Origin of the sequence: Cellulosimicrobium funkei (genome assembly GCF_001019615.1) — a bacterium.
Taxonomy (GTDB): domain Bacteria; phylum Actinomycetota; class Actinomycetes; order Actinomycetales; family Cellulomonadaceae; genus Cellulosimicrobium; species Cellulosimicrobium cellulans_E.
Genome location: NZ_JNBQ01000015.1, coordinates 30,443 through 43,506, shown reverse-complemented (window position 1 = coordinate 43,506; position 13,064 = coordinate 30,443). Strand labels below are relative to the sequence as shown.

Annotated in this window: 14 protein-coding genes, 1 tRNA gene and 1 pseudogene; 5 read left to right on the top strand and 11 right to left on the bottom strand. The window is 75.7% G+C overall.

Annotation, left to right across the window (positions count from 1 at the left end; genetic code table 11):
• Positions 1 to 47: 47 nt before the first annotated feature.
• From FB00_RS12290 to FB00_RS12280, 3 genes and pseudogenes are all read right to left on the bottom strand, one after another.
• Positions 48 to 782 (bottom strand): ABC transporter permease, encoded by a 735-nt coding sequence (locus tag FB00_RS12290; RefSeq protein ID WP_047233211.1) that lies wholly within the window; start codon positions 780 to 782, stop codon positions 48 to 50.
• Positions 779 to 1,420, bottom strand: a complete 642-nt coding sequence (locus FB00_RS12285; protein WP_047233210.1) for an ABC transporter permease — start codon at positions 1,418 to 1,420, stop codon at positions 779 to 781. Before FB00_RS12285 ends, FB00_RS12290 begins: the two co-directional genes overlap by 4 nt.
• Positions 1,417 to 2,251: pseudogene (locus FB00_RS12280) on the bottom strand (ABC transporter ATP-binding protein). Before FB00_RS12280 ends, FB00_RS12285 begins: the two are co-directional and overlap by 4 nt.
• 226 nt (positions 2,252 to 2,477) lie before the next feature.
• On the opposite strand from FB00_RS12280, the gene FB00_RS12275 reads away from it, so the two are divergent.
• On the top strand, positions 2,478 to 3,119 hold the full coding sequence (locus FB00_RS12275) for a LysE family translocator (RefSeq protein WP_047233209.1): 642 nt from the start codon (positions 2,478 to 2,480) through the stop codon (positions 3,117 to 3,119).
• 69 nt (positions 3,120 to 3,188) lie between these two features.
• Here FB00_RS12275 and FB00_RS12270 read toward each other — a convergent pair.
• The 3 genes from FB00_RS12270 to FB00_RS22050 all read right to left on the bottom strand — a co-directional run bounded on the left by FB00_RS12270 (position 3,189) and on the right by FB00_RS22050 (position 4,310).
• Positions 3,189 to 3,264 (bottom strand) — tRNA-His (locus FB00_RS12270).
• 76 nt (positions 3,265 to 3,340) lie between these two features.
• Positions 3,341 to 3,982: an oligoribonuclease gene (orn, locus tag FB00_RS12265; protein ID WP_369799806.1), complete on the bottom strand. Its 642-nt coding sequence runs from the start codon at positions 3,980 to 3,982 to the stop codon at positions 3,341 to 3,343.
• A gap of 187 nt (positions 3,983 to 4,169) precedes the next feature.
• Positions 4,170 to 4,310, bottom strand: coding sequence for a hypothetical protein (locus tag FB00_RS22050; RefSeq protein ID WP_156186391.1), 141 nt, complete (start codon positions 4,308 to 4,310; stop codon positions 4,170 to 4,172).
• A gap of 222 nt (positions 4,311 to 4,532) precedes the next feature.
• Between FB00_RS22050 and FB00_RS12260 the strand changes: the two genes are divergently transcribed.
• The 3 genes from FB00_RS12260 to FB00_RS12250 are packed head-to-tail and all read left to right on the top strand — an operon-like array spanning position 4,533 to position 7,317.
• Positions 4,533 to 5,276, top strand: coding sequence for a phosphatase PAP2 family protein (locus FB00_RS12260; RefSeq protein ID WP_047233207.1), 744 nt, complete (start codon positions 4,533 to 4,535; stop codon positions 5,274 to 5,276).
• Between the two features lie 44 nt (positions 5,277 to 5,320).
• Complete coding sequence (locus tag FB00_RS12255) at positions 5,321 to 5,998, top strand: ArsR/SmtB family transcription factor (protein ID WP_082141262.1); 678 nt, start codon at positions 5,321 to 5,323, stop codon at positions 5,996 to 5,998.
• Complete coding sequence (locus tag FB00_RS12250; RefSeq protein WP_052877633.1) at positions 5,995 to 7,317, top strand: MFS transporter; 1,323 nt, start codon at positions 5,995 to 5,997, stop codon at positions 7,315 to 7,317. Before FB00_RS12255 ends, FB00_RS12250 begins: the two co-directional genes overlap by 4 nt.
• A 115-nt stretch (positions 7,318 to 7,432) precedes the next feature.
• Here the strand turns inward: FB00_RS12250 and FB00_RS12245 are convergent, their stop codons facing one another.
• From FB00_RS12245 to FB00_RS12225, 5 genes are all read right to left on the bottom strand, one after another.
• Positions 7,433 to 8,032 (bottom strand): energy-coupling factor transporter transmembrane component T family protein, encoded by a 600-nt coding sequence (locus tag FB00_RS12245; protein WP_047233206.1) that lies wholly within the window; start codon positions 8,030 to 8,032, stop codon positions 7,433 to 7,435.
• Positions 8,029 to 8,700 carry an energy-coupling factor ABC transporter ATP-binding protein gene (locus tag FB00_RS12240; protein ID WP_047233247.1) on the bottom strand — a complete coding sequence of 224 codons (672 nt, stop codon included), beginning with the start codon at positions 8,698 to 8,700 and terminating at the stop codon, positions 8,029 to 8,031. The genes FB00_RS12245 and FB00_RS12240 overlap by 4 nt, the downstream gene beginning before the upstream one ends.
• Positions 8,701 to 8,846: 146 nt before the next feature.
• Positions 8,847 to 10,043, bottom strand: a complete 1,197-nt coding sequence (locus FB00_RS12235) for a thiolase family protein (RefSeq protein ID WP_047233205.1) — start codon at positions 10,041 to 10,043, stop codon at positions 8,847 to 8,849.
• A complete protein-coding gene (locus FB00_RS12230) occupies positions 10,040 to 11,518 on the bottom strand; it encodes a class I adenylate-forming enzyme family protein (RefSeq protein WP_047233204.1) in 1,479 nt (492 codons plus the stop codon). The genes FB00_RS12235 and FB00_RS12230 overlap by 4 nt, the downstream gene beginning before the upstream one ends.
• Before the next feature lie 19 nt (positions 11,519 to 11,537).
• The gene (locus tag FB00_RS12225; protein ID WP_047233203.1) at positions 11,538 to 12,218 is read right to left on the bottom strand and encodes a biotin transporter BioY; all 681 of its coding nucleotides are present in this window, start codon (positions 12,216 to 12,218) and stop codon (positions 11,538 to 11,540) included.
• Positions 12,219 to 12,577: 359 nt separating this feature from the next.
• Between FB00_RS12225 and FB00_RS12220 the strand changes: the two genes are divergently transcribed.
• Positions 12,578 to 13,063, top strand: coding sequence for an Hsp20/alpha crystallin family protein (locus tag FB00_RS12220; RefSeq protein ID WP_369799805.1), 486 nt, complete (start codon positions 12,578 to 12,580; stop codon positions 13,061 to 13,063).
• Position 13,064 lies beyond the last annotated feature (1 nt).

The following is a 13,064-nucleotide window of genomic DNA, read 5'->3' as shown; positions in this document are numbered from 1 at the left end:
GGAGAGGTCGGTCTGGCGGTGGGCGGTACGGCCGTCGGGGCCGCGCGTCAGGCGGTGGTCGGTGCGGGGACCCGGCGGCGGCGCCGCCGGGCAGGTTCGTCGTCCGAGGAGCGGCCCGCGGTCACGCCGCGCGGCACGACGACCCGCTGGAGGATCGCGAACAGCGCGTCGAGCACGACGGCCAGGACGACGATGAGGAGGGCGGCGCCGAGGATCTGGGAGAAGTCGCGGATCTGGATGCCCTGCACGATGTAGAAGCCGAGGCCCCAGTTGCCGACGTACCCCGCGAGGGTCACGGTCGCGACGACCTGGAGCGTCGCGGAACGCAGCCCGCCGATGAGCAGCGGGAGCCCGAGCGGCACCTCGGCCCTGAAGAGCACCTGCCACCCGGTCATGCCGACGGACCGGGCGCCGTCGACGACGCGCCGCTCGACGGCCTCCACGCCCGCGTAGGCGCCCGCGAGGATCGGTGGGATCGCCAGCAGGACGAACGCCGTCGTGGACGCCGCGATCTTGTGGGTCACGCCGAGGACGAGGACGAGGAGGAGGACGAGCCCGAAGGACGGGACCGCACGGGCCGCGCCCGAGAGGGCGACCGCGAACTCCCGCCCGCGTCCGGTGTGGCCGATGGCCCACCCCGCGGGGATCGCGATCGCCGCGGCGATCAGCACCGAGACGAACGTGAACGCGAGGTGGGTCCAGATCGCCTCGGGGAGGGGGAGCGCGCCCGTGAGCCGGTCGGGGGAGAAGATCCAGGCGATCGCGTCGGAGAACAGGTTCATGCGCGCACCTTCCGGGACCAGGGCATGACCGCTCGCCCGGCGAGCACGAGCAGCAGGTCGACGAGCAGGGCGATGACGACGACCGCGACGACGCCCGAGAGGATCTCGGCGACGATCTGCCGCTGGTAGCCGTTGGTGAAGAGGTACCCGAGGTTGTCGATCCCGATGAGGATGCCGACCGTCGCGAGCGAGATGGTCGACACCGCCGTGACGCGCAGCCCGGCGAGCACGACCGGGCCCGCGAGCGGGAGGTCGACCTGCCAGAAGCGGCGCCACGGCCCGTACCCGACCGCGAGGGCCGCCTGCCGCACCGTCGGGTCGACCGAGGCCAGGGCGTCCGCGACGAACCGGGTCATGATCGCCACGGCGTAGATCGTCAGCGCGACGACCAGGTTGAGCTCGGAGAGGAAGCTGATGCCGAGGAGCGGCGGGAGCAGCGCGAACAGCGCGAGCGACGGGATCGTGTAGAGCAGCCCGACGAGGGTGAGCACGAGGCCCCGCGTGAGGCGGAACCGGAAGGCGAGCCAGCCCAGCGGGATCGAGACGAGGAACCCGAGCACGATGGGCAGCACGCACTGGCTCAGGTGCTCGACCGTGAGGCGGCCGATGAGGTCGAGGTTGTCCAGGACCCAGGTCATGCGCTGCCCTCGACGTGGTCGTCGACCAGGACGCCCTGCGTGCGGCCGGTGCCGTCCACGAGCACGGTCCCGTGCTCCGTGCGCTTCGTGTGCAGCGCCCGGGCGCCGCGCTCCGCCCCGATGAAGCTCGCGACGAACTCGCTCGCAGGGTTCTCGATGATCTCGCTGGGCGACCCGATCTGGGCCACCTGCGCCCCCTTCTCGAGGATGACGACCTGGTCGCCGAGCAGGAAGGCCTCGTCGATGTCGTGCGTGACGAAGACGACCGTCTTCTCCAGCTCGCGCTGGAGCCGGATCGTCTCCGTCTGGAGCTCGGCGCGCACGATCGGGTCGACGGCCCCGAAGGGCTCGTCCATGAGGAGGATGTTCGGGTCCGCGGCGAGCGCGCGCGCCACGCCGACGCGCTGCTGCTGGCCCCCCCGAGAGCTGGCTGGGGTAGCGGTCCGCGAGCGCCCGGTCGAGCCCCACGGTGTCGAGCAGCTCGAGCGCGCGGTCGCGCGCCTGCCGGCGCGGCGTGCCCTCGAGGCGCAGGACCGTCGTCACGTTGTCGACGACCTTGTGGTGGGGGAGGAGCCCGCCGTTCTGGAGCACGTAGCCGATGCTGCGGCGCAGCTTCACGGGGTCCCGGTCGAGGATGGAGGCGCCGTCGATCTCGATCGTTCCCGACGTGGGCTCCACCATGCGGTTGATCATGCGCAGGAGGGTCGTCTTGCCGCTCCCGGACGACCCGACGAGCACCGTCGTGCGGTGGGGCGGAATCACCAGGTCGAAGTCCGCGACCGCCGCCGTGCCGTCGGGGTACGTCTTGGTGACCGATCGGAACTCGATCATGGGGCGCTGCCTCCCGACAGTCGGTAAACGGCCTCCACCCAACCACGACCGCGGTTCGGCCAGTCAAGCGCAATGCCTCGCGTCTCACAGACCGTACGACGAACCACCGACACGTCGCACTCGCACCGGTACGTCGGCTTCGCGTCGTGGCACGCCCCGTGGGTCCGCCGCGGGCCGCGCGTGAATCTCCCGTGACGCTCGTCACGTCGGGGCCTATCGTGGCGCTGTGCCGCACCTCGAATCCCTGCTCGCCTTCTCGCTCGCCTCGCTGGTGCTCGTCGTGGTCCCCGGCCCGAGCGTGCTCTTCGTCGTCGGCCGGTCGCTGGCGCTCGGGCACCGGGGCGGGGTGCTGAGCGTCCTCGGCAACGAGCTCGGCGCGCTGACGCTCGTCGCCGCCGTGGCGCTCGGGGTCGGGACCGTCGTCGCGACGTCCGTCGCGGTGTTCACGAGCGTGAAGCTCGTCGGCGCGGCCTACCTCGTCTACCTCGGCGTCCAGGCGATCCGGCACCGGCGGGAGAGGGCCGTCGCGGTCGCGGTCGCGCCTGTGCGCGAGCCGTGGTGGCGCGTCGTGCGGCAGGGCTACGTCGTCGGCGTGACGAACCCGAAGACCATCGTGTTCTTCGTCGCGGTCCTGCCGCAGTTCACGGACTTCCACGCCGGTCGCGTGCCCGCCCAGATGATGGTGCTCGGGCTGGTCTTCACGGTGATCGCGTTCGTCTGCGACAGCGCGTGGGCGCTCGCGGCGGGAGCGGCGCGGTCGTGGTTCGCCTCGTCGCCCCGGCGCCTGAGCGCGGTCCGCGCGACGGGCGGCGGCATGATGATCGGCCTGGGCGGCGTGCTCGCCGTCGCCTCGCACCGCACCGCCTGACACGGGCGCCGAGCACCGGGGAGACGCGGCGAGGGCCGGCCTCCGTCTCGGAGACCGGCCCTCGCCGTCTGGGGTGAGTAACGGGACTTGAACCCGCGACCCCCTGGACCACAACCAGGTGCTCTACCAGCTGAGCTATACCCACCATGACCGGCGCGTGAAGCACCGGCCGTCGAAAAGTGTACCTGGTCCGGGAGGGGCTCCCGGACCGCTTTTCGAGGTCAGGAGTCGGCGGACCCTGTGACGGTGGCCACGGAGGTCTCGGCGTCGTCGGCGGGTCGGGTCCGACCGCGCGTGACGCTCGTCGCCACCACCTGCTCGGCGACCTTGCGCGCCGTCGCGGAGTCGGGACCGGGCTGGGGGACGAACACGGCGGCGCGGTAGTAGCGCAGCTCGTCGATGCTCTCGAGGATGTCCGCGAGGGCGCGGTGACCGCCGTGCTTCTCCGGCGACGAGAAGTACGCGCGCGGGTACCAGCGGCGCGAGAGCTCCTTGACGGACGACACGTCGATGATCCGGTAGTGCAGGTGGCTCATGAGCGCGGGCATGTCGCGGTCGAGGAAGCCCTTGTCGGTGCCGACGGAGTTGCCGGCCAGCGGTGCCTTGCCCGGCTCGGGGACCCACGTGCGGACGTAGTCGAGGACGCGCTGCTCGGCCTCGGCGAGCGTCAGGCCCTCGTCGAGCTCGTCGAGCAGCCCGGAGGTCGTGTGCATCTGGCGGACGAAGTCGCCCATCTGCTCGAGCGCCTCGGCGGGAGGGCGGACCAGCACGTCGACCCCGTCGCCGAGCACGTTGAGCTCGGAGTCGGTGACGACGGCGGCGACCTCGACGAGGGCGTCGGCGCCCAGGTCCAGCCCGGTCATCTCGCAGTCGATCCAGACGATGCGTTCGTTCGCGTTCACAGGACTCACGCGCCACAGCCTAGCCGCGGCGCGCACGACGAAGGCCCCGGCTGTCCGGTCCACGGGGGTCCGGACGGTCGGGGCCTTCGGCGAGGTGCGCCGCCGCCTGTCGGGGAAGGTCCCCGGCGCGGCGAGCGGTCGGTGCGCGTCATGCGGTGCGGCGCGGCAGGCGGGCCTGCCGGGTGTTCGCCGGGACGCGGGTCGTGGTGCGGCGCAGCTGCGACCGGCGCAGGGTCTGCTCCTGCAGCTGCTCGCGACGGCTGAGGGCCGCCACGTCGTACGTGATCAAGGGATGCATGGTCTGCTCTCGTGACGCTGGGTTCGTGGGTCTGGCCGGACCCTCCACCGCCCGGTACGGACCGGACGGACGTCACCGCGGTGTGGGTACATACGACCACGGTCGTCGTGGGCGGTGCATCCCTTTTTCGCCACGAGCGTCGGGTGGGTGCCCTGGTGCCCGACGGCGGACGGTCGCGCTGCGCCGTCGGCCCGCCGTGCGTAGCCTCCGGGGATGAGCGCGGCAGACGGGCAGGCACGCGGCACGGCGGGCGAACGGCGCGGCGTGTCCGCGCGCGAGGTTCTGGCGAGCGTGTGGCCGGGCGTGCTCCTGGTGCTCGCCGGGGTCGCGGGGTTCGCGCTCCTCCTGGACGCGGTCCGCGACCAGGACGACCTGTGGCGTCTCGACGAGCCGCTGCTCGCGTGGATGGTCGCGCACCGCACCCCGGTCGCGACGGGCGTCCTGACGGTGGTCACGACCGTGTCTGGCCCGTTCGTGCTGCCCGTCCTCGTCGCGGTGGGGTGCCTGGTGTGGGCGCGCCGCACGGGGACGTGGTGGGAACCCGGGCTGCTCGCGGGGGCCATGGTGCTCGCGACGCTGGTCTCGACGGTGCTCAAGGCCGCGATCGCGCGGCCGCGGCCGCCCGACGTCTCGATGGTCGTCGCCGGGGTGGAGCGCTCGTTCTCCTTCCCGTCCGGTCACACGATCGGGGCAGCGACGCTCGTCCTCGTCGGTGGCTACCTGGTGTGGCACCGCCACCACGACGGCCGTGTCCTGGCGGTCTGGGCCGCGGCGTCGGTCGTGGTGATCGGTGCCGTGGCGCTGAGCCGGCTCTACCTCGGCTACCACTTCCTCACCGACGTGCTGGCGGGGCTGTCGCTCGCCGTGGCGGTGCTCGGCGTCGTGGTCGCGGTGAGCCGCGTCCACGACCTCGTGGTCGCGCGCCGGGAGGATCCCGGAGCGGCAGACGCTTACTAAAGAACTCTTGCGCAAGAACTCTTTCGTGAACTAGCGTGGCGGGCATGAGCACACCAGCCGACCCGCCCGCCGGCTCGCCGGACGCCGCGGCCGTCCCGACCGACACCGGCCCGGCGTCGTCGGACCGCCTCCCGCGCGGCCCGCGGCCCGAGCCCGGGCAGGTCGTCGCGACCGACCCGGCGACGATCCGGGCGCTCGCCCACCCGCTGCGCCTGCGGATCCTCGCGCTGCTCGACGACGAGGGCGAGGTCACCGCGACCCGGTGCGCCGAGGTGACGGGGGAGTCCGTCGCGAGCTGTTCCTTCCACCTGCGGATGCTCGCGAAGTACGGGTACGTCGAGCCCGCGGAGCGGCGCGGCAAGGAGCGGCCGTGGCGCTCCGTCGGGCGCGGACGCCAGACGAAGTTCGACCCCGACGTGCCGGAGTCCCTGCACGCCGCGGGCGCGGTGGCGACCCTCATGCTGGACCAGGAGACGGCGCGCGTCCGGGCGTGGCTCGCCGGCTCCGCCGCCGACGACCCGCAGTGGCTCCTCGCCTCGACGATGACCGGCGCGTCCTTCTACGCCACGCGCGAGGAGCTCGACGCGCTCGCCCGCGAGGTCGAGGCGCTCACGGACCGCTTCCGGGGACGCTGGGACGACCCGTCGCTCCGTCCCGCGGGAGCGCGTCGCGCGCGCCTCTTCTCGATCGTCAACGCCGACCTCCCGGAGGCCCCGCGATGAGCACGCCTCCCGAGCCGACGGCCGTCACGGCACGGACCGCGCCGGAGGACGTCCCCGCGGCGGCCGAGGAGACCGTCGCCACGACCGTCCCCGCCGCTGCTCCCGGCGACGTCCCGGACCCCCGCGCCGCGCTGCGCTCCCGCCCCTTCCGCCTCCTGTCGGTCGCGTGGGGGTTCACGAACTTCGCCGACTCGGTCCTCGCGATCATCCTCGCCGTGTGGGTCAAGGACCTCACGGGCTCCAACGGCGCCGCCGGGCTCGTGTTCGCGGCGCTCGGCCTGCCGGCGCTCGCGTCCCCGCTCCTCGGGCAGCTCGCGGACCGGGTGTCGCGACGGCGGATGCTCGTCGTCACGTACCTCGTCGGCGCGGTGAGCCTGCTCGCCCTCCTCGCGGTCCGCGGGCCCGAGCAGGTCTGGCTCGTGTTCGTGGTGACGGTCGTCTACTCGGGGGTCGGGTTCGCGACCGCGGCGGCCCAGGCCGGCCTCGTGCGCGACATGCTCCCGGACGAGGCGATCGCCCCCGCGAACGGTCGGCTCACGACCATCGACCAGGTCTTCCGCCTCCTCATGCCGGTCGTCGGCGCGGGCGCGTACGCGCTCGCGGGCGCGTGGCCCCTCGTGGTCGCGGCCTCGGTCGCGTTCGCGGTCGCGGGCACGGTGATCGGCCGCATCCGGCTCGTCGAGACGCCGCCGACCCCCGCCGCCGAGCGCGAGCCGTACCTGGCCGAGCTGACGGCGGGCTTCCGCCACCTCGTGCGCACGGCGCCGCTCGGCGTGCTCACGCTCGCCATGCTCGTCGCGTTCGCGGGGGTCGGGCTCCTGAACGCGGTCAGCCTCGCGATCGTCGAGGACGGGCTCGGCCTGCCCGCGGCGCTGCTGGGCCCGATCTCCTCCGTCCAGGCCCTCACCGCGATCGTCGCGGGGCTGACGGCGGCCCGACTCGTCGCGCGGTGGGGCGCGCAGCGGCTCGTCGCGCTGGGACTGCTCGTGCTCGCGCTCGGCATCGTCCCCGCGACGGGGACCAGCGCCGTCGCGATCGTCCTCGGGCTGGGCGCGGTCGGGCTCGGCGCGACGTGGTCCATCGTCGGCTTCGTCACCGAGCGGCAGCTTCGCACGCCTCCGGGGCTCCAGGGACGCGTCGCCGCGGCGAGCCTGCTGCTCGTCAACGTCCCGCAGCTCGTGCTGACCGTGGTCGGCGCCGCCCTCGTGGGCGCCGTCGACTACCGCGCCCTGCTCGTCGTGACCGTGGTCGGCATCCTCGTCGCCGCGGTCGTCTCCCTCCGGGGCCACCGCGCCACCGGCGAACCTGCGACCCGATGAGAGCGGCCTCTCGGCGAGGGAGAGGCCTGGTACGCCGAGGTAGAGGTCTGGTCCTGGCCACGGCTCCACCTCGCGAGACCACGGCTCTCCCTCGGCACGACGGCGGGAACGGCAGTCAGTCGTCGAGGCCGCGGGCGCGCAGCGCGTCGCCGAGCGCGTCGGCCTGGCGCAGGGCGCCGACGACGAGCGGGACCGCGTAGGCGCGGACGTCGTGCTCACGGCCACGCGCCCGGCAGGCGTCGCGCACGCGCTGGGCCAGGGCGGCGACGACGGGGACGCAGCGCACGGCGAGCGACAGGACGAGGGCCGCGCGGTCGACGTCGACGCCGAGGCGGCGCAGCGGCCGCAGCCCCCGCTCGATCGCGGCGAGGACGGCGGACGTCCGGGTCGTGAGCAGCACGAGCCCCGCGAGCGCGACGAGCGCGACGAGCCGGGTCGTGAGCACGACCGCCGGCACCGGTCCCAGGGCGAACCACTGGACGGCGAGGAGCACGGGCGCCACCAGGCGCAGGGGCCGGACCTGGTCCCACGCCGCGCCTGGGCCCACGCACGCGACCGCGTAGAGCGCACCGACGACGAGGACCACCGCGCCGACCCCCGCCGGCGACGACACGAGGAGCACGACGGCCGAGGCCAGCGCGAGGCCCACGAGCTTGGCCCCGGCCGGGGCCCGGTGCAGCGCCGACCTCCCCGGCCGGTACGTCCCCGGGGTCACGGCGGCGCCCCGTCGACGAGGCGCAGGTAGTGCGCGACGGCGGGGCCCGGCTCGTCGTCCGCGACGACCCGACCGTCGTCGACGACGAGCACGCGGTCCATCACGTCCATGAGCGCGAGATCGTGCGAGACGAGCACGACCTGCTGGGGGAGCGCCGCGAGCTCGGCGGCGAACCGCCGCGTGTTGCGCAGGTCGAGGAGCGTCGTGGGCTCGTCCGCGACGACGAGCCGCGGCCCCGCGGCGAGCACGGACGTGAGCGCGAGGAGCTGCTTCTGCCCGCCCGAGAGGAGGTGGGCGGGATGGTCCGCGTGGTCCGCCAGGCCGCGCGCGGCGAGGGCCGTGCGCACGAGCGCGTCGCGCTCGGCCGGAGCACGGCGACGCAGCGAGTAGGCGACGTCTTCCGCGACGGTCGGCATCACGATCTGGGCGTCCGGGTCGGTGAAGACGAACCCCACGCGCTTGCGGACCGCCGCGCCGTCGCGCCAGGTGTCGAGCCCGTCGACCAGGACGCGGCCCGACGTCGGTACCACCAGCCCGTTGAGCAGGCGCGCGAGCGTGCTCTTGCCGGAGCCGTTGGCCCCGACGATCCCCACGCGCCGCTCGCGCAGCTCGAGGTCGATCCCGCGGAGCACGTCCCGCTCGCCGAGGCGGACGTGCACGTCCTCGATCCGGACCGTGCAGCCGGGCCCGGGTGCCTCCGGGCCGGGAGTGTCCGACGTGCCGGTCCCGGGGATCGCGCCGGGCGTCTCCACCGGAGCGGTCGGGGCGCCCCCGACGGCGTCTCGTCGCCGCTGCCGGGCCCGGGCTCTCGGGATCACCGGACGACCTCCAGCACGGCCGCGACGCCCAGCCCGCCCCCGACCGCCGCCGTCGCGAGGCCGAGCGTCCCGGCCGGCGCGCCCGCGCGCACGAGCCGGGAGAACAGCCGCACGACCGACACGGCGCCGCTCGCGCCCCACGGGTGCCCGAGTGCGAGCGCGCCGCCGTCCGCGCACACGCGGGCGTCGTCGGCGGGGTCGGCGAGCGGGTCGAGGCCGAGCGCGTCGGTCACCGCGAGGACCTGCGCGGCGAACGCCTCGACGACCTCGACCGCCGCGACGTCGTCGAGCCGCGCGCCCGCACGCTCCAGCGCGGCGCGCACCGCGGGGACCGGACCCCACCCCGGCAGGGCGGGGTCGCAGCCGACCGTCGCCGACGCGAGCACGCGCAGGCCGGGGGCACCGAGGCCGCGCCGGACGCGCTCGGGCACGACCGCGACGGTCGCCGCGCCGTCGCTCACCGGGCTCGCGGTGGCGGCGGTGACGGTGCCGCCGGGCGTGAACGCGGGCGACAGCCGGGCGAGCACCGCGGCGTCGAGGCGCCGGGCCCGCTCGTCGCGCGCGAGCGACCTCCCCGGCGTGCCGACCCGGACGGTCTCGGCCACGAACCGCCCGCCCGCGTGCGCCGCCAGGGTGCGCGCGTGGCTGCGCAGCGCGTACGCCTCCTGGCGCTCGCGGGTCACACCGCGGCGGCGCGCGAGCTCGTCGGCGGCCGCGCCCATGCCGGGGTCGGCCCAGGGCGTCGGCGCGAACGCGGCGCGCGCGTACGGCACGTCGCCCCACGCCGTGCGGTGCGAGCGCGCCGGGGCGCGCGACGCGCTCTCGGTCCCGCCCGCGAGGACCAGGCCGGCGTCGCTCGCGCGGACCTGCTGCGCGGCGAGGAGCACCGCCGCGAGGCCGGAGGCGCACTGGCGGTCGACGGTGAGGCCCGGGACGGCGACGCCCAGGCCCGCGGCGAGCGCCGCGACGCGGGCGACGTTCCCGCCCGGCCCGGTGCAGCATCCCAGGACGACGTCCACGACGTCGTCCGCGACCCCCACCGCGCGCGCGTCGTGGAGCGTCGCGCCGAGAGCCGCGGCCGCGAGGTCGACCTCGGACAGCGACCGGTGCCCGTGCCCGGCCGTCCCGACCCACGTGCGGCGCGCCGCGACCACGACGGGCGTGTCGTCCGCCGCACCTCGGCCCGGTCTCATCGCAGCGGCTCCAGGCCCGACCGTGCCGGGTCGGTCCCGCGCAAAGCCTCGCTCACGGCCCCGCGCGCGGGCTTGCCCGACGGCGTCCGGGGGAGGGCGCGCGTGCCGTACCAGCGCCGCGGCCGCTGCGCCGGGGCGAGGGCCGCGCGCGCGACGCGCTCCAGGTGGGCGCGCAGCCCCGGCCGGTCGTCGCACTCCACGACGGCGCTCACGACCGCGCCGAGGCGACGGTGCGCGGTCCCGAGCACGACGACGTCCCGGACGCCCGGCACGGCGCGCAGCACGACCTCGACGTCCTCGGGCACGACGGTCGACCCGCCGGTGAGGATCGCCCCGTCCCCGCGGCCGCGCAGCACGAGCCCGGCACGGGCTTCCCCGCCGGGCGCCGACGCGGGCGCGGCGCCCGGCGCGGGCTCGGGCAGGGGGTCGGCGAGGTCGCCGACGGTGCTCCACGCGCCGTCGCGGCGCAGCGGGCCCGTGGCACGCGCGAGGTACCCGCGCGAGACCCAGGGCGAGCGGACCCAGACCTCACCGACGCTCGCCGCGGGCAGCGGCCGCACGGCCAGGTCGACCCCCGGGAACGCGCGCAGCCCCGACCCGTCGGGGTCGTAGGCGACGAACGACAGCTCGACCGCGCCGTAGTACGCGAGCACGTCGATGCCGAGAGCCGCCGCGCGCGACCGCGCCCCCGGGGCGAGGGACGCGCCGCCGACGACCGCGTGCCGCAGCCGCGACGGCGCTCCCGCCGCGACGGCGTCGAGCACGTCGTCGAGGACCTGCGGCACGAGGTGCACGACGTCGCTGCTCGCGAGCGCGGAGGTCGTGGCCGCCGGGGTCCGCGTGAGGTACGCGCACGCCCCGACGGCGAGCGTGTGCACGGCGGCGAAGCAGTAGAGGGACGACGCGAGGGGCCCCGGGACGAGCACGGTGTCGGTGGGGCGGAGGCGGAGGAGCCGCGTGACGTCGTCGAAAGACCCCGCCCACGACGCGCGGGTGCGCACGACCGCGCGCGGCCGGCCGGTGCTGCCCGACGAGAAGCCCGCCCACGCGAGGTCGTCCGGGGCGGGCGCGTGGCCCGTGCCGGGGCTCGCGCCCCGCTGCGGGGCGAGTCCCGGCACGAGGTCGGGGACGGCGCCGGTCCCGCGCGGCAGCGGCACCTCGACGAACGTGCGGGGGGCCAGCGTGCGCAGGACCTCGGCGCGGTGCGCGCGCGGCCACGCCGTGTCGCACACGAGCGGCGTCGCGCCCGCGTGGTCGGCGGCGAGGACCGCCGTCAGCAGGTCCAGCGGGTCGGGCAGGGACACGGCGACGAGGTCGCCGGGACGCGTGCCCGTCGCGGCGAGGTGCGTCGCGCCCGCGCGCACGTCCGCGGCGAGCGCGGCGTAGGTGCGCGACCGCTCGGGGGTGCGCAGGGCGGGACGGTCGCGCGCCGCCGGGTCGGCGGCGTGCGTCAGGACCTGGTGGGCGACGGGCACGCGGACACTCTCGCAGGTGTCAGGAGGACGCGCGGCCGGCGGCCGCGGGACGGCCTGCGGAGCGGCCCGACCGTCGCGCGGCCGGGTACGCCCGCACGACGCCGACGGTGATCGCCGCGGCGGCCAGCGCCTTGAGGACGTCGCCGGGCACGAACGCGAGGGAGAGCTGCGCGGTGGTCGCGAGCGGCACCCCCGTGACGAGCGACTGGACCGGCACGCCGAACGCGTAGACCACCGCAACCCCGCCGACGAGGCACGCGACGAGCACGCCGACGAACGTCACCCGGCGCAGCCGGTCGACGAGCCAGCCCACGACCGCCGCCCCGACGAGGAACCCGACCAGGTAGCCGGCGGACGGGCCGACGAACGCCCCGAGGCCGCCGCGCCCGCCCGCGAGGACCGGGAGCCCCGCCGCCGCGAGCGCGAGGAACGTCGCGACGGCGAGCGCGCCGCGCCACGCACCGAGGATCGCGCCCGCGAGCATGACACCGAGCGTCTGGAGGGTGATCGGGACCGCGTTCCCGAACAACGCGATCGAGCCCGGCATCCCGAGCGCCGCGATCAGCGCCGCGAACGTCGCGACGCGCGCCGCGTCGCCTGCGTCGAGGGCGAGCGGTCCGCGGGTCCCGGCCGCCGGGGCGGGGGTCGTCGTGGCGGTCCGGGGCGTCCCCGCGGTCGTCCCGGTCGATGCGTCGGTCATGGCGCTCCCTGCGTCGTCGTGGCGGGTCGGTGCTCGACCCGTCGTGGCCACGTCCACTCTCCCGACTCGCGGCGGTGCGCGACGACGGCGGCGCGGACGACCGCGGTGGCGTCGCGTGCACGAATCGCACAAGCGGTTGGAGGGTTCCCCCAACAGGATCGCGCCGACGGGCGGCGGAACCCGAGGAAGCCGACAAACGTGCTTCCGGATGGCCTCGGCCGGGATGCGCGACGACCTCTTGGCACTCCCCGGGGGAGAGTGCTAGAACAGTCGTGTAGCCGCCTGCGAGGTGCCTACCTCGCGGGAGCACCGACCGGTCCCGGACGGTCCGGGACCGACCGACGAGGGAGGTGAGAGGTGTGGCTGCGATGACCGACCCGTTCACGACCACCTTCGACGCGATGGACCGGCTGGTCGGCCAGCTCGCGTCCGGGGCACGCACGACCGCCGCGTCGGCGTCGGGTGGTATGCCGCTCGACCTGTTCCGGGCGGGGGAACACTACGTCCTGACGATGGACCTTCCGGGCGTCGACCCGGGGACGATCGACGTGTCCGTCGAGGACCGGACGCTGACGATCCGCGCCGAGCGCAGCCAGCGGACCGACCCCGACGTCCAGTGGCTCGCGCGCGAACGGCCTTCGGGGACCTACGCCCGCCAGCTCACGGTGGGGCGCGGGCTCGCGCTCGACAAGATCTCGGCGTCCTACGAGGACGGGGTGCTGTCGCTGACCATCCCCGTCGCGGAGGAGGCCCGGCCCCGCCGGATCGAGGTCGCGCACCGTGCGGGCAGCGGTGCGGCGACGCAGATCACGGCCGAGGCCGAGCCTCGGGCGAGCGAGGGCTGAG

Coding starts and splice junctions, on each gene's coding strand:
- FB00_RS12250 (WP_052877633.1), top strand. CDS start 5,995: ATGAGCACGCCTCCCGAGCCGACGGCCGTCACGGCACGGACCGCGCCG.
- FB00_RS12235 (WP_047233205.1), bottom strand. CDS start 10,043: ATGAGACCGGGCCGAGGTGCGGCGGACGACACGCCCGTCGTGGTCGCG.
- FB00_RS12225 (WP_047233203.1), bottom strand. CDS start 12,218: ATGACCGACGCATCGACCGGGACGACCGCGGGGACGCCCCGGACCGCC.
- FB00_RS12285 (WP_047233210.1), bottom strand. CDS start 1,420: ATGACCTGGGTCCTGGACAACCTCGACCTCATCGGCCGCCTCACGGTC.
- FB00_RS12255 (WP_082141262.1), top strand. CDS start 5,321: ATGAGCACACCAGCCGACCCGCCCGCCGGCTCGCCGGACGCCGCGGCC.
- FB00_RS12290 (WP_047233211.1), bottom strand. CDS start 782: ATGAACCTGTTCTCCGACGCGATCGCCTGGATCTTCTCCCCCGACCGG.
- FB00_RS12260 (WP_047233207.1), top strand. CDS start 4,533: ATGAGCGCGGCAGACGGGCAGGCACGCGGCACGGCGGGCGAACGGCGC.
- orn (WP_369799806.1), bottom strand. CDS start 3,982: ATGACCGGGCTGGACCTGGGCGCCGACGCCCTCGTCGAGGTCGCCGCC.